21 protein-coding genes and 2 other annotated features are annotated in these 25,514 nt (G+C 42.7%); of the genes, 18 read left to right on the forward strand and 3 right to left on the reverse strand.

Features of this window, described 5'->3' with window-relative positions:
- Positions 1–78: 78 nt before the first annotated feature.
- On the forward strand, positions 79–1,107 hold the full coding sequence (locus BCOA_RS27730; protein WP_014097322.1) for a PTS transporter subunit IIC: 1,029 nt from the start codon (positions 79–81) through the stop codon (positions 1,105–1,107).
- Positions 1,108–1,185: 78 nt separating this feature from the next.
- Here the strand turns inward: BCOA_RS27730 and serA are convergent, their stop codons facing one another.
- The 3 genes from serA to BCOA_RS27745 all read right to left on the reverse strand — a co-directional run bounded on the left by serA (position 1,186) and on the right by BCOA_RS27745 (position 5,313).
- A complete protein-coding gene (gene serA, locus BCOA_RS27735) occupies positions 1,186–2,811 on the reverse strand; it encodes a phosphoglycerate dehydrogenase (protein ID WP_014097323.1) in 1,626 nt (541 codons plus the stop codon).
- The gene (locus BCOA_RS27740; protein WP_014097324.1) at positions 2,804–3,964 is read right to left on the reverse strand and encodes a pyridoxal-phosphate-dependent aminotransferase family protein; all 1,161 of its coding nucleotides are present in this window, start codon (positions 3,962–3,964) and stop codon (positions 2,804–2,806) included. The genes serA and BCOA_RS27740 overlap by 8 nt, the downstream gene beginning before the upstream one ends.
- 67 nt (positions 3,965–4,031) lie before the next feature.
- Positions 4,032–4,242 (reverse strand) — a binding site (T-box leader).
- Between the two features lie 108 nt (positions 4,243–4,350).
- Positions 4,351–5,313, reverse strand: a complete 963-nt coding sequence (locus BCOA_RS27745) for a D-2-hydroxyacid dehydrogenase (protein ID WP_014097325.1) — start codon at positions 5,311–5,313, stop codon at positions 4,351–4,353.
- Between the two features lie 247 nt (positions 5,314–5,560).
- On the opposite strand from BCOA_RS27745, the gene BCOA_RS27750 reads away from it, so the two are divergent.
- The 17 genes from BCOA_RS27750 to BCOA_RS35465 all read left to right on the forward strand — a co-directional run bounded on the left by BCOA_RS27750 (position 5,561) and on the right by BCOA_RS35465 (position 25,408).
- On the forward strand, positions 5,561–7,537 hold the full coding sequence (locus BCOA_RS27750) for a methyl-accepting chemotaxis protein (RefSeq protein WP_014097326.1): 1,977 nt from the start codon (positions 5,561–5,563) through the stop codon (positions 7,535–7,537).
- A gap of 507 nt (positions 7,538–8,044) precedes the next feature.
- Positions 8,045–10,456 (forward strand): glycogen/starch/alpha-glucan phosphorylase, encoded by a 2,412-nt coding sequence (locus BCOA_RS27755; RefSeq protein WP_014097328.1) that lies wholly within the window; start codon positions 8,045–8,047, stop codon positions 10,454–10,456.
- 286 nt (positions 10,457–10,742) lie between these two features.
- Positions 10,743–11,843, forward strand: coding sequence for an SDR family oxidoreductase (locus BCOA_RS27760; RefSeq protein ID WP_014097329.1), 1,101 nt, complete (start codon positions 10,743–10,745; stop codon positions 11,841–11,843).
- 14 nt (positions 11,844–11,857) lie between these two features.
- Entirely contained in the window at positions 11,858–12,571 is a 714-nt protein-coding gene (locus BCOA_RS27765; RefSeq protein ID WP_014097330.1) for an aldehyde dehydrogenase family protein, read from the forward strand.
- Positions 12,572–12,612: 41 nt separating this feature from the next.
- Positions 12,613–12,849, forward strand: a binding site (T-box leader).
- A gap of 130 nt (positions 12,850–12,979) precedes the next feature.
- Entirely contained in the window at positions 12,980–13,858 is an 879-nt protein-coding gene (locus tag BCOA_RS27770; RefSeq protein ID WP_233896595.1) for a polyprenyl synthetase family protein, read from the forward strand.
- Positions 13,859–13,964: 106 nt separating this feature from the next.
- On the forward strand, positions 13,965–14,126 hold the full coding sequence (locus BCOA_RS35370; RefSeq protein WP_014097332.1) for a hypothetical protein: 162 nt from the start codon (positions 13,965–13,967) through the stop codon (positions 14,124–14,126).
- A gap of 6 nt (positions 14,127–14,132) precedes the next feature.
- Positions 14,133–16,412, forward strand: a complete 2,280-nt coding sequence (locus tag BCOA_RS27775) for a sensor histidine kinase (RefSeq protein WP_014097333.1) — start codon at positions 14,133–14,135, stop codon at positions 16,410–16,412.
- A 30-nt stretch (positions 16,413–16,442) separates the two neighbouring features.
- The gene (locus BCOA_RS27780; RefSeq protein ID WP_225620915.1) at positions 16,443–17,093 is read left to right on the forward strand and encodes a response regulator transcription factor; all 651 of its coding nucleotides are present in this window, start codon (positions 16,443–16,445) and stop codon (positions 17,091–17,093) included.
- Between the two features lie 297 nt (positions 17,094–17,390).
- Entirely contained in the window at positions 17,391–18,086 is a 696-nt protein-coding gene (locus BCOA_RS27790; RefSeq protein ID WP_014097336.1) for an ABC transporter ATP-binding protein, read from the forward strand.
- Positions 18,083–18,439 carry a hypothetical protein gene (locus BCOA_RS27795; RefSeq protein ID WP_014097337.1) on the forward strand — a complete coding sequence of 119 codons (357 nt, stop codon included), beginning with the start codon at positions 18,083–18,085 and terminating at the stop codon, positions 18,437–18,439. The genes BCOA_RS27790 and BCOA_RS27795 overlap by 4 nt, the downstream gene beginning before the upstream one ends.
- Positions 18,440–18,664: 225 nt before the next feature.
- Positions 18,665–20,638 (forward strand): hypothetical protein, encoded by a 1,974-nt coding sequence (locus BCOA_RS27800; RefSeq protein WP_014097339.1) that lies wholly within the window; start codon positions 18,665–18,667, stop codon positions 20,636–20,638.
- A gap of 645 nt (positions 20,639–21,283) precedes the next feature.
- Positions 21,284–21,856, forward strand: a complete 573-nt coding sequence (locus BCOA_RS27805; RefSeq protein WP_014097340.1) for a hypothetical protein — start codon at positions 21,284–21,286, stop codon at positions 21,854–21,856.
- A gap of 54 nt (positions 21,857–21,910) precedes the next feature.
- Positions 21,911–22,249 (forward strand): uberolysin/carnocyclin family circular bacteriocin, encoded by a 339-nt coding sequence (locus BCOA_RS27810; protein ID WP_014097341.1) that lies wholly within the window; start codon positions 21,911–21,913, stop codon positions 22,247–22,249.
- 396 nt (positions 22,250–22,645) lie between these two features.
- Entirely contained in the window at positions 22,646–23,962 is a 1,317-nt protein-coding gene (locus tag BCOA_RS27815) for a hypothetical protein (protein WP_158657236.1), read from the forward strand.
- On the forward strand, positions 23,949–24,650 hold the full coding sequence (locus BCOA_RS27820; protein ID WP_014097343.1) for an ABC transporter ATP-binding protein: 702 nt from the start codon (positions 23,949–23,951) through the stop codon (positions 24,648–24,650). Before BCOA_RS27815 ends, BCOA_RS27820 begins: the two co-directional genes overlap by 14 nt.
- Positions 24,643–25,167 (forward strand): stage II sporulation protein M, encoded by a 525-nt coding sequence (locus tag BCOA_RS27825; RefSeq protein WP_014097344.1) that lies wholly within the window; start codon positions 24,643–24,645, stop codon positions 25,165–25,167. The genes BCOA_RS27820 and BCOA_RS27825 overlap by 8 nt, the downstream gene beginning before the upstream one ends.
- 13 nt (positions 25,168–25,180) lie before the next feature.
- Complete coding sequence (locus tag BCOA_RS35465) at positions 25,181–25,408, forward strand: DUF5970 family protein (RefSeq protein WP_014097345.1); 228 nt, start codon at positions 25,181–25,183, stop codon at positions 25,406–25,408.
- The last annotated feature ends 106 nt before the right edge of the window (positions 25,409–25,514 follow it).

Consider the following 25,514-nt stretch of genomic DNA (forward strand, 5'->3'; position numbering starts at 1 on the left):
ATCATTGAAGACGGAAACTAAAACAGAAACGGCGATTGTAACAGCTTTTAATTCGGAATATTTCAAGGAGTGGAAAAGATGAAGCAAGCAACTAAAGATTATGTCATTGATAGGGCGTATAAAGCATCTGCCGGGGTAGCAAACGCTGTGCTCGTGACTTTGGGTCTGGGCCTTTTGTTTGAAACGTTCGGGAAATTCCTCGGCTGGGACGGCTTTTTGACGATCGGGGCAGCGACAAAATCGCTGTTGGCACCGGCCATCGGCGCAGGCGTTGCATACCAGCTTGGCGGCAATACATTGGTCATTTTCAGTTCGATGGCTTGTGCGGCAGTCGGCGGAAACGCGATCGGCACAACCCAGGACGGCTTGATTACGATTGTTACCGGACAACCTGTAAGTGCTGTGCTGGCTGCAGTTGTCGCAACGTGGGTCGGAAAACGCGTAACTGGCAAAACAAAGCTCGATATGATGGCAATTCCGTTTGCCGCGATTCTTGTTGGCGGTGTTGCCGGCGTTGGCCTTGCTGCTGTCACCACGCCGTTTTTGCAATGGCTGAGCGGTGAAATTACGGCGTCTGTACAGGGTTCGCCGCTTTTCGGCTCAATGGTTGTATCGCTCGTCTGGAGCATCCTGCTCATGTCACCTGCTTCTTCGGCCGCGCTTGCCATTGCGCTGCAGCTTGATCCGGTATCCAGCGCAGCCGCACTGATCGGCTGTACGGTCCAGTTTGTCGGTTTTACGGCAATGTCGCTGAAACAAAATGACTGGGGCGGCAATATTGCACAGTCATTGATTACGCCGAAAGTCCAGTTTCCAAATTTGGTGAAAAATCCGCGCCTTGTCATTCCACCGTTTGTTTCGTCGCTCATTTGTGCGCCGGTTGCAACGATGATGTTCCATTTGAAGGTGCCGTATGAACTCGGCGGGCTTGGCCTGAATTCTTTAATTGCACCGCTTAATATTCTCGCAAATCAGGGAATGCGCGTGCTGCTTGCTTATATTGCGGCAGGTGTGATTTTACCCATTTTTACAACGCTCGGCATCTATCATTTCCTCAAATTGTTCGGCTGGGCAAAAACCGGAGACCTCAGGATGGAAGTCCAATAAAAACCGGGTTGTACAAGCCTCATTTTGACTTGTATTCGAAAAAAGCATTCACAGCGTTTTGCCGTGAATGCTTTTTATTTATACTTCTACAAAAGGTTCTTCCTGAAAGGTATAGCCGGTTGCGAGTTCCAAAGTCTGGACGGCTTTAATGCCGATTACCTCTTTTAATTGGTCCAGCACTTGCCGGCTTGCGGTTTTATCGAGCGTGAGCACCATGATCGCTTCCCCGCCGATTTCTTTCCGGCCCACCTGCATCGTGCCGATATTCGTATCGTTGCTGCCGAGAATCGATCCGACCTGACCGATCATGCCCGGGATGTCCAGATGCCGGATATAAAGAAGGTGCTGTTCCGGGCGGAGATCGACACGGTAATCGTTCAGCTTCACGATGCGGCCGCCAAACCCGTTAATGATCGAAGCGCCGATATTCACTTGTTTGCCTTTTTTATACAGTGCCAGTTCCAAATAATTGGAGAAGCCCTTAAACGCCGCATTGCGCTGCAGATTGTATGTCAACCCCTGTTCTTTTAAGAGATGGAGGGCATTGACAAGATTAACGGTGCTGCCGAGATGGCGCGCCAGAATCCCTTTGATAATCGTTCTCGTCAGCAGTTTTGTATCTTCATCCAAAAGCTCGCCGGCGTACGTAATTTCAATTTTTTCCGGCGCTTCATCCAAAAGCTGGATGCCGAGCTGTGCCACCTGTTCGCCAAGAAGGAGGAATGGTTCCATCCGTTCGCGGTTTTCCCCGGAAGTTTGCGGCATATTGATGGCATTGCGGATTTCCTCAGATTCAAAGATATGGATGATTTCGTCGCTGACATCCGCCGCCACCCGGACCTGTGCTTCGCGGGTCGACGCGCCGAGATGCGGGGTTACAGTAACATTCGGCAGTTCCAAAAGCCCCGGTGTGATGTCCGGCTCGTTTTCAAAAACGTCCAAGGCGGCCCCTGCAACGCGGCCTTCCTGAAGCGCCTGAAGCAGCGCCTGTTCGTCAACGAGCCCGCCGCGTGCGCAATTGATGATGCGGACACCTTTTTTCGTTTTTGCCAAAAATGCTTCATTGATCAAATGCTTCGTTTCTTTCATCAGCGGCGTATGGAGCGTGATGAAATCGGCTTGGGCGGCAATTTCGTCAAGCGTTGCTTTTTTGATGCCAAGCTTGGCCGCGCGTTCTTCGGTTAAATACGGGTCATACCCGAGCACGGCCATGCCAAATGCTTTTGCCCGTTTCGCCACTTCTGTCCCGATTTTTCCCGTCCCGATGATGCCGAGCGTTTTCTTGAAAAGCTCGACGCCTTTGAACTTTTCACGCTCCCATTTTCCTGCGGCTGCGGACTTGTGTGCCTGCGGGATATTGCGGGAAAGGGAAAGCATCATGGCGAGTGTATGCTCCGTTGCGGAAATCGTGTTTCCTCCCGGTGAATTGACGACAATAATCCCTTTTCTCGTCGCAGCATCGACATCAATATTGTCAACGCCGACCCCGGCCCTTGCTATGACACGCAAATTGCCGGATGCCTCAATGATGTCTTTTGTCACTTTTGTTTGGTTCCGCACAATCAGCCCGTCATATTGGCCGATTGTGGCTTTTAAATCTTCCGGCGCAATGCCCGGTTGGTGCTCAACGATAAAATCTTTGTGCGCATACAGTTTTTTTAAGCCTTCTTCGCTTACTTTATCCGTTACTAAAATGTTAAACATGTGCTTTCCATGCCTCCTCCGCTTTTTTCACCGCAATGCCGAAAGTGTCCCTTCCGTTCAGTTCGTGTACCGCCATTTCCAGCGCGGTTAAAACGTTGATCACGTCAAAAGGCGTGCTGTAACCCATATGACCAATTCGGAAAATTTTTCCTTTCAGCTGCTTTTGCCCGCTTGCGACGACCATTGAAAAATGATCCTGCAAATATTTTTTGATTGCCCCGGCTTGATCACCATCCGGTTTCACCGCTGTAACGGTCGGCGAAGCATCCGCGTCGTTTTCGACAAGGAGCGGAAGGCCCAAAGCTTTCACGCCGGCACGGGTCATATCGCGCAAAATTTCATGGCGCTTGATGACATTGTCCCAGCCTTCTTCCTCAATCATCCGGCACACTTCTTCCGCGCCAAACACAAGGGAAACCGGCGGAGTGAATGGAGTGGTCACAGCTTCATCATACGAATCGATATAACGGTTCAGGTCGAGATAAAACCGTTTCTCAGGGCCGTTTTTGATTGCCTCTTTGGCCCGTTTATTGACGGCGACAAAGGCAAGCCCTGGCGGCAGCATGAGCGCTTTTTGCGAACCGGAAACAAGGATATCAATCTGGTAATCTTCCATATTTGCAGGCACACCGCCAATGCAGCTGACGCCGTCAACGATATATAAAGCATCGGTCACTCGTTTTACAACGGCCCCAAGGTCTTTCACCGGGTTCAACACCGATGTGGATGTTTCGCAATAGGTGGCAAAAACCGCTTTGACCGGATCTTTTAGCCCCTTAAGGAACGTTTCCAGCTGTTCCGGGCGGCAGGCGGTTCCCCATTCTATATTGAGGCGGTGGACATGGGCGCCGTATGATTCGCAAATGGAAGCAAAACGCTCCCCGAACACGCCGGTGACAACGACAACGACATGGTCGCCTTCATGGACAACGTTGCAGACGGCGCTTTCCAGTGCGGATGTTCCGCTGCCGGCAATGACGACCACCGGTTCTTTTGTGCCAAAGACCGGCATCAGTTTTGTCGCCACTTGCTTCAGGCTATTTGAAAAGACTTCACTGCGGTGGGCGACCATAGGCTGGTTCATGGCCTGTTTTACGCGGTCCGGTACGGGTGTCGGGCCTGGTGTGAATAGCGATTCCTTACAAAAAAGCATGAGTACGTCAATCCTCCAATATAAAATTAAAATAAAACGTCCCTCCGCCACAAAAAAATCCTTGTGGAGGAGGGACGTCATGTACCGTGGTGCCACCCTCATTTGCTGCGAAATGCAGCCTCTGGGAAAATAACGGCATGTGCCGGGTGCGGCCTACATCAATTTCGGCCGGCCAGTTCAGAAGCGCTGGGCATTGTATCAGCAAAAGCATCGGTTCGCAGCAACCACCGACTCTCTGCGGCTTTTTGCAAATACGCCTTCTTCATCATTACTTTTCGAATATCATTTTGCTCTGTGCTAAATATTCTAACAGCTGATTTTAGTTCTGTAAAGGGAAAAATGAAATAATTTAAAAATCACCGTATTTTTTGATTCGCGCAAACAGGTTAATAACCTTTTTTGTAGTCGACCAGATGAATGTCCGGCTTGTCACCAGCGAGATACCGTTTTAAATTCGGAATAAAGATATCCCGGACAACCCGTTCGTCGTAATGTTCGGTTGAGCCGGCCGTGTGCGGGGTAATGATCACATTTTCCAGCTCCCAAAGCGGGCTGTTTTCAGGGAGCGGTTCCTTTTCAAATACATCCAGTCCGGCACCGGCAATTTCGCCGGAGGCAAGCGCATCGGCCAGTTCTTTTTCATTTGCGATTTCCCCTCTGCCGATATTGATAAAAAATGCAGACGGCTTCATCCGGGCAAATGCTTCTTTCCCAAATAAATGGTACGTTTCTTTCGTAAGCGGCAGGCAGACGGCAACATAATCACAAAGCGGCAGCATATCATGGAGCTGCCCGTTCGTATACATTTCATCAACAAACTCGGCAGGCGCACCGGAACGCCGTACGCCCAGCACTTTCATCCCGAAGGCTTTGGCAATTTTTGCCGTTTCAAGCCCGATTTCCCCAACGCCGATAATGCCAATCGTCTTTCCGTGCATTTCCAGCTTTAACCCGGCATGGTCCCATTTCTTTTTCATTTGATTTCTGACATATGTATGGATTTTCCTTGTCAATGCCAGCATCATTGCAAAAATGGTTTCCGAAATCGGATAGGCGTGCACGCCGCTTGCAGAAGTGAGAAAGAGACCTTTTTTCTCAAATTGTTCGAGCGGGAAACTGTTCACCCCCGCACTCCAGCTTTGAACCCAGCGGAGAGCGGAATCTTCCGATAATGCATCTTTTTCCATTTTTTTCCGAAAGCTCGCAATCACTTCCGCTTTCTTCACTTCATTCTGCCAATGCGCCGGATCCTTTCCGGCCAGTATGCGCCATTCCGGGACCAGTTTCCTGATTTCATCAAGCAGGCCGGGGGCAAGATTTTCCGCAATAATCATGGTTCTTTCCGCCATCAAACTCCCTCCTTTATTTCATTAAATCATATATTCGATATACCGCAAAAATTTCCTGCTTATTCTGGTAATTTTTGTCATATACTTTTCACATTTACAAAAACCGCTATCCCTTCAGCCTGTAAGCCTTATCAATCATACGCACACATTTTTCCGGGTATAAAGCCCTATGAAAAAGCGACTAAAAGGTACGATAAAAGAAATAGTGATAACCGCTATGAAAATGAACAAAAGGAGTTGCCCTGTCATGCGAAAGATGGTAGAGAAACATGTACGGTGGAACATGAAAGCGAAATTGTTGGTTTCGATCCTCGCAATCCTGCTCGTTCCATCTGTACTGATCGGATATTTTTCAATCAAATCAGCAGGAAGTGAAGTCCAATCGCAAATGCTGAATGCCGCCACGGAAAATGTCAATCTGTTGCAGAATATCATCCATGATGCGATCCAGCCGCGCATGGACGATGTGGATTATTTTTCTAAAAAAATTTCGGCCGAAACGGAAAAAAAGCCGTCCGAAATCAAGACGATGTTCAGCCAATATGCAAATCTGCATAACAATGTCTTGAATGTTTACGTTGGGACAGCTTCCGGGAAAATGATGATCGAACCGAATGGCAACTTGCCTGCAGGTTATGATCCAAGGCAAAGGCCGTGGTATAAGGAAGCGATGGAACAGCCCGGAAAAGCGGTTGTGACGGCCCCGTACCAGGACGCGACCACGGGGGAAACGATTGTCACCATTGCCAAAACGACGCAAGACAGCTCCGGGGTGGTCGCAGTTGACCTGAAAATAAGTACGATTCAAAAAATGGCAAAAGAAATCAAAATCGGGAAAAGCGGGTATGCCGTGCTTATAGACCCGGCCCGCCATTATATCGTTATGCCGGGAAAAAAACCGGGCGCGTATGCAAAAGAAAAAGTGTATGATACCGTATTTAACCATGTTTCCGGACACACTTCCTATACGTATCAGGGGAAGGAAAAAGTGATGATTTATACAACTGATAGCCTAACGGGTTGGAAAATCGCAGGCACCGTGTACGCTGATGAGGTCGGTAAAGCTGTACAGCCGATCATCGACCGGATGATCCTTGTCATCGTCATTTTTCTCGTTCTCGGTACGGTATTAGCCTATTTTGTCATCCGTTCTGTGACACGGCCGATTAACCGCCTGAAAGAAGCAGCGTTAAAAATTTCCTCCGGGGACTTAACAGAGGAAATAGATATCCGGAAAAAAGATGAAGTCGGTGAACTGGCTGTAAGTTTTAAAAAAATGCAGGACAGCCTGCGCGATCTTCTCGACCAGGTTGATAAAAGCGCGGAGATGGTCGTTTCCTCTTCAGAAGAGCTGAAGGCAAACGCGGAAAATACAACACAAGCAAGCCATGGAATCAACTCCGCTGCTGCCCAGATTGCAAGCGGTGCAGAAACACAGACGAACGGCACGGAAAACAGCGCCCAGGCGATGAGTGAAATTGCAAAAGCAATGGAAAAAGTAACCGACAGCACGATGGCGATTTCCAGCTTGTCCAATGCCACGCTCGAACATGCGAAACAAGGCGGCGAGGCTGTCCGTGAGACGGTCGCGCAAATGAAGTCCATTGCCGGTTCTGTCGCGCAATCCAACGCAAAAATCCAGGCACTCTTTGAAAATTCGAAGCAAATCAGCCAGATTACAGAAGTGATAAAAGGCATTGCGGCTCAGACGAATTTGCTTGCTTTAAATGCAGCGATTGAAGCGGCAAGAGCGGGCGAGCACGGAAAAGGGTTTGCGGTCGTGGCAGACGAAATCCGGAAACTGGCCGACCAGTCGCAAAACTCAACAAAAGAAATTGAAAAGCTGATTACGCAAATCCAGCATGATACGGAAGATTCCGTCCGCGAGATGGAACAAGTGTCCAAAGATGTGGAAACCGGCGTGTCACGTTCCAAAGATTCGATCGGAAAATTTGACACGATCATGAACGGGATGAAAGAGATCACACCGCAAGTGGAAGAAATGGCGGCGATCTCGGAAGAAATTTCCGCCTCCGTCCAGGAAGTGACCTCGACTGCGAACGAACTTGCCCAAATTGCTGAAGAAAATGCGGCGGCAACCGAAGAAATGGCCGCTTCCATTGAAAGCCACCTTAAGTCGATGGATGACATCAGCGATTCGGCAAGAGCATTGTCCTATCTGTCGGAATACTTACAGGAGATTGTGAAGAAATATAAGTTTTAAAGAAGAAGCGCCCAAAGCAGAAATCCCGGCTTTGGGTGCTTTTTTGGTTGGCGCCTTTTATAGGTTTAGCCAAAAATGGGAATAGAGATCCAAAAATTTTTGGGAGTGAATTTTGCTCCTCCCCACGACACACCGTGACGGTTGGCACGCGAGAAACCGATGGAGCAGCGGCCACTTTGCAAAAGGGCTTTAGGACGCCGGCAAAAAGTTTTCGGTGACAATGGCTCCGGCGTCCATTAAAATAAAACTAGGAAGATGATGAACAAATTTTTTGAAAAAGGAAATTCCCTTATGGAGGAGAGAAAAGCATGCATACATATGTCAATTGGCCTGATGTGGTATTTCAGTTGGGCTGGCTCATTTTTCTCTGTGCCGCCGGATTTGCTATTTATAAAATCATAAAAATCAGGAAAATGAAGAATCAGCATTTGAAAAAATAGTCAGGAACGGCTCTGAGCCTCTCCGGAGAAAGGGTTACATTACGGGCAAAAAACGGGAGGAAATGGGATGGAACTCACAAAGGAACAATTTAAGGCCGATTTCGAAAGAATGCTGTCGGACTACTTCACAATGGATGTGGAAAAATCTGATTTGACAGAGCAGTATGTTACACTCGGAAAATTGATCGGTTCTTATGCAGCAAAAGAATGGCGGAACACGAATCAGCGCTACTTGGAAAAAGGGGAAAAACAAGTTTACTATTTTTCAATGGAATTTTTGCTTGGCAGGATGTTGAAAAGTAATTTGTTCAACCTCGGAATTCTCGATACGGTCCGGGCGGGGCTTAAAGAAATGGGGATGGACCTGGAAGCGTTGGAACAGGTGGAACTGGATGCCGGACTGGGAAACGGCGGTCTTGGCCGGCTGGCAGCTTGTTTCATTGATTCAATGGCGACACATGCGATCCCCGGGCACGGGAACGGCATTCGTTTTAAGTACGGGCTTTTCAGACAAAAATTTGTCAACGGCTACCAGGTTGAACTGCCTGAAAACTGGCTGCGAAACGGAAATGTGTGGGAGACACGCCGGCTGAACAAGGCGGTAAATGTGCGGTTTTATGGCAACGTCCGGCTTGAGAAAGATGCATCGGGGCATTTTGTTCCCCATTATGAAAATGAGGAAATTGTACTTGCCGTGCCGTATGATACCCCGGTAATCGGTTACGGGGACAATACGGTCAACACTTTAAGATTATGGTCGGCGGAAATGCCGCTTGAGGATGCGAACACGGAGTACAATGCTTTTATTCAGCAGCAAAGCCGGATCGAAAGCATTTCGGAAGTGCTGTATCCTGACGATTCCAATTATGAAGGGCGTCTGTTGCGTTTAAAACAGGAATATTTTTTCGTCTCAGCAGGCATTCAAAGCATTATCCGCACCTATAAAAAACGCGGCCTGCCGATGTCCAATCTCGCCGAAAAAGTCGCCATCCACATCAATGATACACACCCGGCATTATGTGTCCCCGAACTGATGCGTATTTTATTGGATGAAGAAGGGATGGACTGGGAACCGGCTTGGGATGTTACGGTAAAAGTGCTCAGCTATACCAACCATACCATTATGTCCGAAGCGCTCGAAAGTTGGCCGACAGATATGATGGCACAGCTTTTGCCGCGCATTTATCAAATTATTTGCGAGATTGACCGCCGCTATGCCGAGGACATGGCCCGTTTATATGACTGGGATATGATTGAGCGGACGAGGGTAATTTCGGGCGGGAGCGTGAAGATGGCGCACCTGGCAATCATTGGCAGCCATAGCATCAACGGGGTGGCAAAGCTCCATACGAATATTTTGAAAGAAAAAGTGCTTCGTGACTTCTATCACATTTTCCCGTCCAGATTTAATAATAAAACAAACGGCATTACTCACCGGCGCTGGCTGCTGCTTTCCAACGAACCGCTGCGCAGTTTTATTGACAGCAAAATCGGCAAGGAGTGGGCGACAAAGCCGACAGACCTGAAAATGCTGGAGCCTTTTCGCCGGGATGAAAACGTCCTGCGGCAACTTGCGGAAATCAAACAAATCAATAAGCAACGGCTGGCAGACTATATTAGGAAAAGGACAGGGCTCGCCGTCTGGACAGATGCCATTTTTGATGTGCAGGTCAAACGTTTCCATGCTTATAAAAGGCAGCTTTTGAATCTTTTGCATATTTTAAGCTTGTATTTTAAATTGAAGGATGATCCGGGAGCAGATATTTACCCGCGCGTTTTCATCTTTGGCGGCAAAGCGGCACCGAGCTACACTTACGCCAAGGAAATCATTAAGTTGATAAACGCCGCAGCGGATCTCATTAACCATGACCCGGCAGTCAGGGATATGCTGAAGATCGTTTTTATCGAAAATTACGGTGTGTCGCTGGCCGAGCGGATCATCCCGGCGGCAGACGTCAGCGAACAGATTTCACTCGCATCCAAGGAAGCCTCCGGAACGAGCAATATGAAATTTATGCTCAATGGCGCGGTTACATTGGCCACGCTGGACGGTGCAAATGTGGAAATCCGCGACCTCGTGGGGGAAGACAATATTATTCTCTTCGGGCTGACCGATCAGGAAGTTTTCCAATATTACCATGACCGGTCTTATCATTCCTATGATTATTATAAGAAAAATCCGGTGCTGCACCGTGTACTCGATGCGCTGATTGACGGCTCGATTCCCGGTGTGCAGGCGGAAGGGCGGGACATCTTTGATTCCCTCATTAAATATGGTGATGAGTTTTTTGTTTTAAGAGATTTCGAGGATTACGCGCTGGCGCAGAAAAAAGTGGACATGCTGTACCGCGATCCGCTCAAATGGCAGGAGATGGCATTGATCAATATCGCCAATGCCGGTGTATTTTCATCGGATTATACCGTGCTCAGATATGCAGCTGAAATTTGGAACGTAAATAGCAAAACAAGGCTTTTTTAGTGGATTGTCTCCCATCGCTGTAAGGTACGCGGGTACAGCCCGGTGAAGCGTACGGTGGCAAATAGAAAAGGCCGGCTTGCTGTATATTGCCAGGAATCCTCCCGCTAAAAGCAGCCGGCAAGGACCGAGCTGCTCTTAGGGAGAACCGGGCATTCAGCAGCATAAGCCGTTATCCGAACGGGAGAAAAAAGGGGGTGAAATTTCGTCTGAATCTTTGCTTTTTTTCAGGGAAATATGTCCGCTTGGCGAATATCATTCAATAGATTTCCAGCAGGAGGGGAGACACGTGAAAAACATATATTTTTTTACCGGTTTTCCTGGTTTTATCGCTTCGTCGCTGATCAGGCGGATGGCACAATTGGATTATCCGGCCGGGCACATTTATTTGCTTGTGCTTCCGGCGATGCGTCAAAAAGCAGAAGCGGAGATCGGGGGAATTTGCAAGAAAGCGGAAAATATTTCGAAGGAACAGTTCACCGTCATTGAAGGGGATATTACAAAAGAAGGGCTCTCGATTGAGGAAGGGATGCGCTTCAAGCTGGCAGAAGAAGTAACCCATGTGTTCCACCTTGCCGCCATTTACGATCTTGCGGTGAAACGGGACATCGCCTGGCGGGTGAATGTAACGGGAACAGAGAACGTAAACCAGTGGGTAAAAACGCTTAAAGCCTTAAAACGGTATGTGTATTTCAGCACCGCCTACGTGTCGGGGAAAAGGGAGGGGCGCATTTACGAACATGAACTCGACATGGGGCAGACGTTTAAAAACCATTATGAGGAGTCAAAATTTGAAGCGGAAAAGCGCGTTCGCGACATCATGGGGGAGGTGCCGGTTACGGTGATCCGCCCTGGGATTGTAAAAGGGCATTCAAAGACTGGTGAAACCATTAAATTTGACGGCATTTATTTTCTTTTGAATACGCTTACAAAATTTAAAATTTTTCCCGTGATTCCGTATTTCGGCGAGGGCACGGCGGAAGGAAATTTTGTCCCGGTCGATTACATTTTTGATGCCACCCTTTATCTTGCCCATGCACATGCCGAGACGGGAAAAACGTATCACCTTACCGACCCGCATTCGTACCGCATGCGCGAATTGTACAAAATGGTCATGGAAGCGTATCTCGGAAGAAAACCGCACGGGACCATCCCGCTATCGGTAATGGAATGGCTGTTTTCTATTAAGGCTTTCCGGAAATGGCTGAATGCGGAGCGGGAAGCCCTTGAATATTTTACATGCAAGGCAGAATATGACTGTAGCACGGCCCAAAAAGATTTGGAGGGGTCCGGGATTTCCTGCCCGGATTTCAAAGAGACATTGCCGGCAATGGTCCGTTTTTATGAGGCGCACAAAGATGACCGCGATAAGCAGCTGAAGATTGTTTAAAGAGAGGATTCCGTATGAATGCAGAGTCGATTCTGGCAAAACAGCAAGCTTTCTTTTATTCGGAGAAAACAAAGCCGTATGCATTCCGCATTAGGGCGCTTGAGGCGCTGAAAAAAGCTGTTATCCGGCATGAAAGGGCACTGTCGGGTGCGCTCCGGAAAGACTTGAACAAGTCGGCGTTTGATGCGTATGCAACAGAAATCGGCATTCTTCTGAGCGAGCTTTCATTTACATTGAAACATTTGAAAAGATGGATGAAACCGGAGCGGGCAAAAACGCCGCTCACCCATGCCGGTTCAAAAAGCATGATTATACCGGAACCGTACGGCACGGCGCTCATTATTTCGCCATGGAACTTTCCGCTGCAGCTCGCGCTTGTACCACTTGTTGGCGCAGTGGCCGCCGGAAACTGTGCAGTGATCAAGCCGTCGGAATACACGCCGCATACTTCAAAAGCTTTGAAAAAACTGGTGGAAGAAATATTCCCGGAAGATTTTATCGCCGTGATCGAAGGCGGGGTAGAAACGAGCCAGGCGCTTCTTGAACTGCCATTTGAGCCGTTCGGCGGCGTCGGGGCAAGCGGGATGGGCGCTTACCACGGAAAGGAAAGCTTTAATGCCTTCTCCCACCGGAAAAGTGTGTTACGACAAACAACCGTCTTCGACATCCCGTTCCGTTATCCAAATATGAAAAATGGGTTGACAAAAATAAAAAGATTTTTAAAATGAAGATTGACATTTTTTATTTTCAGCATTAAGATAATAATCAATCAATGGCAATGAAGAAGCGTAACCTTTGTGGATTCCGAAGAGAGCCGGTGGGTGGTGCGAACCGGTGATGACATGCAGGCGAATGGGCTTCCGAGCTTCCAAACCGAAACGTCCGGAGTAGGCTTTGGCGAATGCCTTATCGTTACAAAAGGCAGGTATACGGTTTTTCCCTGATACCGTCAAAGCCGGGCTGATCAAGCCAATAAAGGTGGCACCGCGGGTTTCCCGTCCTTTACGTGGATTGGGGTCCTCTTTATATTTTTTTAAAAAATGGGAGAGGGATTATGATGCAACTGAATCAGAGGCACTTTAACTGATATAAAATACGCGCTTCATGAATTAATTGAAGGTTTTTTTTATGGAGAAATGAAAGATATGGCTCACAAATATGCGAGTGAGCATGAGAAAACAAATCTTCCTTTTGGAATGTTGTGTGTAAACCACCACCATTTGCTGGGCGGAAAAAGCGCTTCTGTTTTTCATGTGGCAGCATGTGTAGAACTGATTATACTTGCCTTTAATATTTTAGATGACTGGCAAGATCAGGATCATCATCGCTCGCCATGGATGCAAGATCATGCAGGCCAATCATTGACGGTGGAAACGGCCTTTTTGTTGTTGGCTATGTCAAAATTGAATGGATTTTTAGGCAGTCAAAAAAATAATTTGGCTTTTCAACTAATCGTTGACCGAATAAATCGTTCCGTTCATGGTCAATTTGCTGATATTCGAAATGCACCATTGAAAGAAGAAGAATATATTGCAGTAATTAAGCAAAAATCAGGAGCACTTTGTGCGCTCGCTTGCTTGTGCGGAGCTATGCTAGCTGGTAATACTACTGATCTTCATTTAATAGGTGAGTATGCAACTGGAATAGGTATTTGTGCCCAGCTCGAGAACGATCTTGATGATGTTCTCCATTTGGGTGAAAAAAATGATCTAATTCACAAAAAATGGACACTGGCTACCATGTATCTCGCCCATCACCCAAGCCGAATCGGAAAGGCAGTGGCATCTTATTTTGAAAATCGGCTGTCTTTAGATCGATTACTAGCCATTCAATCATTGGAGGCATGGATTCAATCATCAGGTGTTATTCTCTATACAAGAGTTTTAATAGAAGCTGAAAAAATAAAAGCAAAAAACATTATTGATAAATTGTCCGTTGACGAAACCATTAAACGACAAATCAAGAGCTTTGTTGATGGAATTCATTTCAAGGCGGATATCCCAGGAGAAACTTAAGATTGTAAATCTTAGTTTTTTCCTTAATCTTTAGTTGGAAACATCATTTTAAAATATATAAATGGTATTATATGGATGATAGATGAATAATATGGGAGATGATAAGATGGAAACGTTTATTTACCAGTTGATGAAGCAACCACATCTGATTGAAGAAATTAAAGCGGGGACTTTTGATTACCCGGAATCTTTTACTGAAGAAGATAAATGTGCCGTATTGAATGCTATCAAAGGGGAGAACAGTCAAGATTATCGTTTATGGGCCTGATATAAAATGATTAGAATGCGCTTTCTTTTGCTAACTGGTTTATTTTTGTCGTTTATACTTGCTACGTATTTTGTGTTTGTTATTTTTAAGTATCCATACATAGGCATTATTGTCAAAAAGGCGGATCATCAAATCGTGGTGGACAGTGTAGATCCGTACGGGTGGGCTTCTGAACAGTCCATTTACAGGGGGGATGTTATCCGGCTTATTGACGGACGTTCTCCAACAAAAAAGCCATCCGTCCAACATAAGGAGATTATTAGTGACGCTAAGAAAATAACGATAGAACGCGGGAACCAGGATGTACAATATAAAATAGATAATCATCAGCCTGTTACTGGAATGATTTATTATTTTCTTGTTCCATCGGTTTTCTTTTTGGTTTGTTTTTCTTTAGGATGTTTTTTATTTAAATTTCTGGATAAAAACAAGTCAATTCCAGTCCTGATCCTTTTTTTAGCAGTAATCGTCCCCGTATTACTAAATATTAGTGCCAATTCCCGAATCTACAATTGGAGCAGGTATACAGTGGGGATATTTATGTGTATCAGTCTGGTATTGCTGCTACATTTTTTGCGAAATTATTATCATTCCTCATCACGACTGGTTTCAAACCATGTGCTTTCTTTTCTATATTTAGGCGCCGGACTTGTTTTGATAAACCGGGTAATCGCCGCCGATTATCCGCTTGAACTGTTTTTTGTGCCCGTTGTCTTTATCATTCTTATGATCTCTGTTTTTCGATTATATTATCAAACGAAAAACAGTGAGGTGAAAAAATCATTACAGGTGCTTTTTACGGGTATCTTCCTTGCCCTTATGCCATTTGTCACACTTTACGCACTTCCAATCGTCATTTTCAAGGATTCAATCATGCCATGGGAGTGGACAACACCTTTTCTTGTTTTTTTACCAATTACAACGGGCTATTTGGTGCTGACTTATAAAATGATTGATTTGTCCTTTATTATCAACCGGCTGCATTATTATTGCTTGATGAGCCTAATGATAATGTCCGTTATTTTAACGGGAACGCTCGCTTTTGATCCGGGTAAACTGTCGGGCAATATATTTAGGATTACACGCCTGGCTCTGTTCGTTTTTACTGTTATACTGTTGTTTTTATATATAAAAGATTATGTCGAATACCGGTTTAGAAAAATTATGTTTCCAAAACGGCAGGATTTTCAAATGAGCTTGAATCGTTTTTTGCAATGGATGAAGTCGGAGCATAAGCTGGCTAATTTAGCCTTTATTTTGAAACGGGAAATTGAAAACTTTCTGCCAGCTAAGGAAGTTACTTTAGTAAAGGTCGATCAGAATGGGAAAGCTATTTCTTTACTCGACAATACTAAAGTGAATGTGACACATCACTCGATGACGAATGAATGTACAGAACGTCTTCAGATGGATGTGCACGGGTTTAAAATCAACTTGTATCATGACAAAAGCGGCACGATCTTTTTATATGGGCGTTGGAAAATGCGAAGAAAGCTCAATCCCGATGAAAAGATTTGGCTTGAGACGCTTTTAAACTATGCACAGGTTGTGATTGAGAATCAGGACAAGGCTGAAGACCTTATCGCTTTATTAAGCTTGGAAAAAGACCGGGATTTGTTGCCGCATACAGTAAAAAAAGCAATTTTTAACATTTCAGAGCGCGAACGCAAGCAATTGTCGAGGGATCTACACGACACGATCATACAAGAGCTGCTGGCACTGGCGAGGGATGTCGATATCAAAAGGGCCGGTTGTGCTGATCCATTTGTTATTGACATGCTGTCCGAAATTCGGGAGGGAATTTTAAATAACATTAAAACATTGCGGGAAATCATACATCATTTACATCCGGAATTTATTCACAAAATGGGCTTGCCCCTTGCTCTGAATCAATTATGCCTTCAAGTACAAAAACAATCATCATTTGCTTTACATATGCATATCGATCAGCATTTTACAATTTTTGATCGTGAACTGGAAATCAACATGTATCGTATTGTCCAAGAGCTTTTAAACAACGCGATCAAGCATTCCCAAGCAGAGCATGTAAGCTTAATTTTGGCTGAAGAAAGCACGAGGTATATTCTTCTTTACGATGATGATGGGATTGGGATAGACAAAGATGTACTCAAACCCCAGCATCATTTCAGCACAATGGGATGGCCAGGTTTAAACGGGCGCGTAGCCATTACCGGCGGTCAATTAAACATAGACTCACTTAAAACAGGAAACGGTAGGAAAGGGCTTCATTTAGAAATTGTCTGGCCAATCAGCCGAGGTTTATAAATAGCCAGTTTTACAAGGAGGAGTATAATGATGGCGTCCATACTTGTCATTGATGATCATCGTTTAGTGGCAAGCGGTACGAAGAGTTTGCTGCAAAACGCAGGATTTGAAGCGGAAGCCATTTTTTCTGCTGATTATTTAAAAGAAAAGATAGAGAGTGCGAATTATGATGTTTTTCTTATTGACTGGAGTTTTCCTGAAGTGAACGGTCTGGAAATATCAAAAAAAATAATCAAATTACAGCCGCAAGCTAAAATTATTATTTATACGGGTTTTGATTCAGAACTTGCTATTGTGTTGGATCAATTAATTGAAGAAGGCATTTCCGGGATTATCAGTAAAACGGCCTCAGTGAATACATTAATTAACGCTGTCCATGCCGTTATCAGTGGATACAGCATTTTTCCAAATACCCTTGTGAAAGAGTCTGTTTACACCCTCCGGTTGAAAAAGGAAACTGAAAATCTGTTTAGTGAAAGAGAAATAGAAATTATTGAGTGTTTAATTGACGGTGATACGAACAAGGAAATTGCTGCTAAACTTTACATCACTCAACGTTCTGTAGAGTATCAGCTGCGCTCCATTTATAAAAAATTGGGCATTCATTCCAGAGAACAAGTGGCGGATAGAGTAAAAGAAATGAGGATTATTTCGCCTGATTCATATAAAATTCATGGATAGAGCGGATTTGCAAAGAATTCCGCTTTTTTGGTATTAGCCACCAATGTTTGGGCAGCAGCTGTCCACTTTTTTTCGGTGTTACCACACAAAAATTTCGGTGATACCCCGCAAAGATTTCGGTCATGCCACACAAAAATTTCGGTGACAATGGCTCTTTTGTCAATTAAAATAAACGTGTCATTTTTTAGGCACTTTTTTGACAATTAAGGATCCCCTCAGTGCAAAGTAAATTAGGTCATTTGTACTGTGTGTTGGTGATGTCTTTTTTTATATCAAATTTGATTGGAGGATGAAAAGTTGATCGAAGCCAAGGACATCTCCGTTTCAATTGGAGGAGTACCCGTGCTGCATGCTGAGTCAGTACGTTGCAATTCCGGAACCATGACAGCTCTCGTTGGTCCCAGTGGGTGTGGGAAAACCACACTTCTGCACTGCCTTGGGTTGTTGCTCCCGGTGGATCAAGGCCAGATTTTATTTAATGGAAAAGATGTTACAAAGTACAATTCATCGGCACGACGCAAATTTTGGTGTGATCACGCAGCCTTCATACTTCAAGATTACGGAATCATGGATGAGGAGTCGATTGCTTTCAATGTAACCATGCATGCAAGTATGTTTGGTCGGCGTTTCAGGGGAAATCGCGAACGCTTGGCGAAGGTACTTGAGCAAACAGGTTTACAGGGCCGGGAAAAGGAGCTGGCCGGTCACCTAAGCGGAGGAGAAAAACAGCGATTAGCTTTAGCGCGTGCTGTTTACAAGGATGCGGAGCTTCTATTTGTTGATGAGCCTACTGCTTCTCTTGACGCAGTCAATCGGAAAAAAGTCTTCCATTTGTTGGTAAAATTTGCTCTGAGTGGTCGTACAGTGATTGTGTCAACGCACGATTCCGAGATGATTAACGCATGTGGTGCCAAATATGAAGTCGGTTCTAACAGTTCATTACATAATCCGTCTTCTACTGATTTAACTGGTAATATGGGAGAAACCTTATGAAGCCGGTTCATAAGAAAATTATTGGTGTGGTTGTCGGTTTGTTGCTAATAGTGGGAGCGCTTGCGTTACTGAACGGCTGGTTCTCAGGCTCAGAGGACACGCATCCGCCGTGCAATCAGCTGCCGACTGTGTCGAAGGTAGATGAGGCGATTGCTAGCCATCAAAAACTTACTAAGGAGATAAAATCAATAGGGGATGACATTACAGTTGAAGTGGGGAGGCCTTGCTCCAAAGACCAGAACCGGGGACTGGTCATGGTGAAATATGGTACAAAAACTGAGCGTAAAGCGATTGATGATCTTCTCAGCCGTCGAAACGGGTTCGGGGTCCCGGTATATCTGGTGAAGAACTAATGCCTATTTCCACCGTAGGATGACTTTTTACATTAGGAAACAGCATGGCAATAATTCATTTGTTTTTTTTAATATGTTGGCCGAATAACAGTGTGAAGGAAGGAAAGGAATAAATGAAAAAACATGATCTGCTAATCCTCGCTATTACACAGAGGCTCAACAATAATAATAAAAAACATTGGGAAACGGTGAGTCGAGTTTCTGACGTTCATGGAGGGTTTATCTGTGTATAAGCGTATTATCGTGGTGGTTGCGAGTGCCTTGTTTGCACTACTTGCGTTGCTCGCTGCAATTATCACAGGCCTATATGATCGAGACTTTCCGCAAGCCATTCATACTGGGAGTAGGATTAGCCTAGACTTTAGCGAATCAAATATTTCCATTACTAAGGCATTTGACACGTTGGAGAAATTAGATGCACGCTGGGGTCTGGGACTAGTCAAGGTTGCACCGGATCTTGAGGGGGATGGCGATGCTCAGATTTTCGTGGCACTTAATAATGAGGGCTTCCCCAAGGAATTTACTTGGTTTGGCGGCGAAGGTACAGGTAAGATCGTTGGGAAGGAGAGACTTGCCACTTCTTACCCTGATGGTTTATATTTAGTGACCGGAAAGGAAACCCACTTGAATGAGTTGGTGAACTCGTTAAAGCAATCAGGTGTTAAGGTGAGTCGTACGGATGCGTCAATTTTTCGCAGTCTAGAATTTGTGGTGCGGGAAAGGGGATTTGCTGCTGCTGTTGTTGCAGCTTTTGCGCTAATCGCCGCACTGGCGTTGTTTTGGTTGTCGTTGAGAGCACGCGGGCGAGCGCTCCGTGTTTTAGGTGGATGTCCAACCGTACAAATCCAAATGCAGGATCTATCAGGGTTCGGTGGTGCACTACTGCTTGCGGCGTTAGTCGTGGTGGTGGTTTCAGCAGGCTATGTAGGTATATTTCATGGCTGGATGTACGTAGGTGCCTTTCTCAAAGCTTTAGTAAGTCTACAAGTTGCAATCATCGGTGTATCCCTATTCGTAGCGTTTGTTATGTCGGCTTCTGCCTGGCCGAGCGCCACCATGCTTGCCACCAGACAACCAGCAGTAAAGAGCCTGCGTGTAGCGGCAATTGTGATTCAAGTATTAACTTTTCTACTGGTGGTTGCTGCGGCCGGACCCGCATGGTCTACATACAAACACTCTTCAGCTATGGCAGCTGAAATGGCACAGTGGAAGCAATTGGCAGACCAAGTCGCCATTGTATTTGCAACAGATGTTGATGAAATGGACAGCTTGGAACCCCAAATTGGCAAATTAGTAAAAGAAGCTGAATCGCGTGATAAGGTTGCTCTATCTTATACTTTTACCAAAGAAATGGGATTACCGGCTGATTCTGGAAAGTATTCAGCAGTCTCATTCGTGAACCAGCGTTGGCTCGACCTAGTGACTAAGGGTGCACCACAGTCAGCTGTTAAACCGGTACCTTATCGCAGTATTCCAAAGGGACTCATTCAAATGGTTCGTGAAGAGACTAAACTTCTATCAAGGCATGGTTTTTCTAGGGAATCATTCGGACAGCTTCAGTTTATGCAACCAGTAAAAGGGTTTCAGTTACCAGTGGCCCAAGGAGGTGGGGGCCAAAGTCTTCACTTTGCTGACGATGTCCTGGTCGTTGTTGTGCCATCGATTTATGATGCATTTAACGATTCTACACTAACCTCCATGGCTTCAACTAGTAACATTGTGTTTACCGGTGTGGCTGCTACACAGCAATTGTTAAAAAATCACGGCCTTGATGTGCGCGCGTTACGCGAACACGGCATTCATGGTGAACTTCATATTGCTTACATTGCTGAAGATGGGATTCTTCAAGCGCAGTTTGCAGCGAATGTTGTAAGGTTGCAGAGCTTTGCGCTGATTGCCTTGGTGGTTGCTTTCACTGTCGCAACAGTGATCAGTGCGTTGATTACCGCGATATTACGGGCGAAACATGACTTCCCGCTTCGGTTGGCGGGTCAATCTTGGGCACGGATTTTATGGAATCGTGTGGTCAAGGAATTGCTAATTGGTACCGGCCTTGCGGGCATTGTTGTCATGCTACAAAGGCCAGATGCGATGGAAGCCGTACTTGTGATAGCAGTATATGGATTGCTTGTCGTACCGTTAAGTCATCTTTTTGCTACGCGCTATTGTTTCAATGGTGTTATCAGACGTCGAATTTGATGGCAGTCTCAGACAATTTTATATGAAAAATGTTTAAATGGTCATTTTATTTAATGTGCAATCTGAACTGTTTTCTGTTATATAAACGAAGTTGGTTTCCAACTTTTCATTCTATGAAATATTTTTTGGATTGAGATTTTTGTGGGACTTCTTTCTTTTTAGGGAAATCCCTGGATTATTCTTTTTACTACTATTGTTTCTAGGGTAATAACCATTGTAGAACATAAGGAATAATAAAAGACATTTGAAATTAAAACAAAAATAAGGTACATGCCTGAGGCCAGCAGATAGAGTAAAAAAATGAGGATTATTTCGCTGATTCATATAAAAATCCATGGATAGAGCGGATTCGCACAGAATTCCGCTTTTTTGTATTAGCCATCAATGTTTGGGTAGCATCTGTCCACTTTTTTTCGGTGATACCACACAAATTTTTCGGTAATACCACACAAAGATTTCGGTGACAATGGCTCTAGGGCCTATTAAAATATGAGTATCAGATACGTTGATTAGTGTATCTTTCTAAAGTTCTTAATGTCCTTAATAACTGATAAAAAATACCCTTGATTTTCTTATGAGTTGAGGAAAAAAGATTGAAGAATTCAATTATTAACAATATTAAACAATTAATGGAGAGATAAACAAATGAAAAAAGGAATAACATCATCAAATACTTATTGGATTTTTATTTCTTTATTTTTTATAGTAATATTTAATGCTTTTTTTCAATACTGTATTCATCAAAAAGCGCTAAATTTGTTTTGGTCTCAGGTTGATAAAGAAAATCATCTTGGCTCTTCAATTAATGTAATATTTTATGTTGTTCAAAGTTTTACGGTGCTTACGTCAATAGTTGGCATATTAATAGGAGCTTTAGTGGTTGCTTTTTTTGGATTCCTGTTTGGAATTAAAAAAAAGAAAAAAGATTATTTATTAGTTTATTCCCTAACTTCATTATTTCTTTCATTTAAACTTGTCATAGCAGGCATAGTAAATCTGTTTCATGCAAATGCAAGCAAAATCTATATTGTTGGAAAGCAGAGTTTCCTTACGCAAATAGCGGATCCTTTTTTATGGTTAAGTACTGTTTTATTTTTCCTTTTAGGAGTTAATATTTTATCAAGCAACAGAAAAAAAGTATTTTATTTAACACTCATTTATTTGCTGATTAAATTTGTGAATATCGGTCTCTCTTATTTTTTAAATTATATAGTTTAATAATGGGGGGGCTATTAAACTATATATATAAAAATTAAGATTGGAGTGAAATGTATGGTAAATAGCTTAACTAACAAAAAAAGGGTATTTCTGTTTGTGGTAATTGGGCTGGTACTCGCCACTCTGTCATCGGTTGCGTATATCAGCACACTACAAATCACTATTCATCAAACTGCAGTTTTGCCTGGCAATGCTTACTTAGCAAGCACCCTTGGCATTTCCACCGCCGCAGCAAAGAAGGCTATCGATATTATCGATACTGCTTCAACGATTGCATCAATTATTTCTTTAATTGGTGTTGTAACAGGCGCTGGAGCTATCTCTTACGCTGTTGTCGCTACTGCTAAAGCGATGATCAAAAAATACGGTAAAAAGTACGCGGCTGCTTGGTAATTAGCATTACCTGCCCCCCTTTTTTAGTTTGAAGAAAGAGTTGACGAGTTTATGAAAAATAATAATTATAGTATACTGTATTATATTGTGAAATTTAATATACTCTCAAAGACAAGAAAAAAATTAGACGATTGGAATCTGAATCATATTGGGGTTAAAAAGGCCTTTTATGCTTTATTATCCTTTATCTTTCTCACTTCATTACTAGTGTTTATTTTGTCGTTTTATATTAGTAAGAAATACATGCTCCCAAATACATATTTACAGTTACTGTTGGTATTCATTTTCATTGAACAAATCGCTTCGTCCCTAAGTTTTTTCAAAAACAATAGAGACTATTTTTTAAAAGATGAAAGAAAGTTAATCCATCAAAATAGAAGGATTAGGATTGTTCAGTTGAAATCTGTTTTAGTATATAAAACTATTGAAAAAGCAATGCTAACAAGTATTTTAATATTAATACCCGTTTTATTAGCTTTAAACCTAACCCAAAACTCAATTATCGGTATATTTGATTTGCTTCTCATAGTACTTATGTATTTCTTTGTTAACTTTTTCTTGTCGTTGTTATTCTCTTACATTCCATATATTTTATCAATTTTATGGTCAAGAGCATTAAAATCATCCATTATAAAAATAATTGCATTAATTATCAACCTATTGGTACCTGTGATTATTGGCTTCTTCGGATTTTATTTGCTGAATAAATTTAATATTGTACAGTCCCTGTATGAATTATCCCATACTAAAATATTTTATTATTTTAAAGTGGCAAACCCTTATCAAGTAATTTGTAAAAATAACATTTCCACCGACTTAATCATTGTTTCAATTTTGGCGGTTTCATGTGTGCTTGTATATATAATATGGAGCAAAACTTTAGAGAGATTCGACTTAATAGAGTACACGAAATTAAATAATCGAGTTTACTCAAACACAATACCGCTAGCAAATAAAAAGAAAATATTTTATTGTATCTTACATAAAGATAGAGCTTTTCTATTAAGAATCGATGGTTTCTTTTTTAGAAATCTTGGCAACATGCTATTTTTGGTTATGTTTTTTCTTGGATTTGGTTTCCCTTTTATCTTAAGATACTTTAGTGGCTATCCTGTTCAAGCATCGATTATTTCCGCTTTTTTAATTTCTTCATTGTTCTATCAGCTTGTTGGAGATGCAATAAAAATGATTCTTTCCGTTGAATTAGATTTAAAAAATTACCATATTTTTTATTCTAATGTATTTAATTTATGGGAATTAGCAAAACCAAAATTAAGAAATTATAATCTTATTGTTTGGTTTCTAACGATTTTTCTAACTTTTATTTCTTTTTTCTGGCAACCTTATTTCATTCTGATTCATTTTGTATTTTTTATTATATTTTTGTGTAACGGTTATTTATATAGCCTTATTCAAACAAGTAGTGTTTTACTGTATCCCAAAAAGAATTGGGAGCATTTCTATGAAATCGGGGAATCAAGTAAAGCAAAAACATTTCAACATATCTACGAAGGATGTATCTTTGTCATTATATTACAAATGATAAGTCTCGTCAGTTTCCTGTTAATGAAATTCAGTACTTTTTCTTCAATTATACTTTTAAGCCTTGGGACAGTTATGATTGTTTTTACTTTACTTAATTATTTATTCTCTATGTTATATCTAAAAAAGATTAACATGAATGAGAGGTACATTTTGAATGATAGAGATTAAAAATATTAAAAAACGATTCGATAAAAAAATTGTTCTGAGGGGGCTTTCTCTGGAAATTAAAGACGGCGATTTTTTTGGAATATTAGGGACAAACGGTGTAGGGAAAACAACTTTGTTAAAAATTATTGCAGGGATGATGGTTCCTGATAGTGGGGAAGTCACCATAAATGGAGAAAAACAAGACATTAAAAATTATGCATTGCAAAATCTTATAGGATTTGTACCGGATCACGCTATTTTATACGAATATCTTACGGGAGAAGAGTATCTGTATTTTGTTGGCGGAATGTTTAATGTGCCAAAAAAGAAAATTGTCGAATTTGCCGCGAATATCCTTAATGATTTTGAATTGTATAATGAGAAAGATCAATTAATAAAAACGTATTCTCATGGAATGAAGCAAAAGATTTCGATAGCGGCTGCTCTAATACATGAGCCTCAAATTTTAATATTAGATGAACCGCTTACGGGAATAGATTTAAAATCAAGTAAGGTTATAAGGAAATTTCTAAAAGATTACACGGATAAAGGAAAAACAGTGCTCATAACAACTCACTTATTAGAATTAGCTCATTCTGTTTGCAACCAAATAGCAATCATCCATGAAGGCAAACTTGCCAGAAAAATAACCGTGCAAGATTATAGCTTGGATAAATTAGAGGAGGAAGTAGAAAACATATATGTATAAAGTTCCCTCTATTCTAAGAAACAATTGGATTTTGTTGACGATTACAACAGCAATCTATGTTTCGGGTTTTGTATACGGTATCACATCCGCTGATCCAGTTAATAAAAGCGGAAGTTTAAATACAACATCCAGTCTGATACATCTAATTGACAATAATTTATTAGCGTGCGGTCTGATTATTTCCGGTTTTTTTACGTTTGGTTTAACTACAATTTTATATTTATTTACAAATGGATTAATCCTTGGCGAATCCATTATGAATAATCTGGACTTTGGTGTATTAAAAATTGTTTTATTGATTTTACCACATGGAATATTCGAAATTCCTGCTTTAATTGTAAGTGGAGTAATTGGTTTTAAAGGTATTGCTCTAATTCCTCAATTGTTCCACAAGAAAAATATCAGCAACTTTATCAAAGATTATTTTACAAATATACTGCTATTACTAATTGTGGTAATGCTATTTGTTATGATCAGCGGTTTAATAGAAACCTATTTGACACCATTATTCAAATAGAAAGGATAGGAAAATGAAAAAAATAGGTGAAATCTTATATTTGATTGGAATTCCGCTTGTTTTAGCTTTCGGATTGATTATATCCCATTATTATCCATTTTTATTGCCAGTAAGTACTTTCGGGTTATTTGGTTTATATATGTTTTTGTTTAGCCCATTTAAAAAGATTTTTGCACGAATACTATTTATCACAGTATTTATTGTAAACTTAATCGGCAGTGTTCTTTTATATTTTGCCTGAAAGGAGATGGGATAGTTGGTTAACAAGTATGCAATTTTTATAGTTGCACTTATATTTTTTATTCTAGCAGTTACAGTCAAGCCGGTTTTTGAACTTATAGGTTGGA

This window comes from Heyndrickxia coagulans 36D1 (genome assembly GCF_000169195.2).
In the GTDB taxonomy this organism is placed as follows: domain Bacteria; phylum Bacillota; class Bacilli; order Bacillales; family Bacillaceae_C; genus Weizmannia; species Weizmannia faecalis.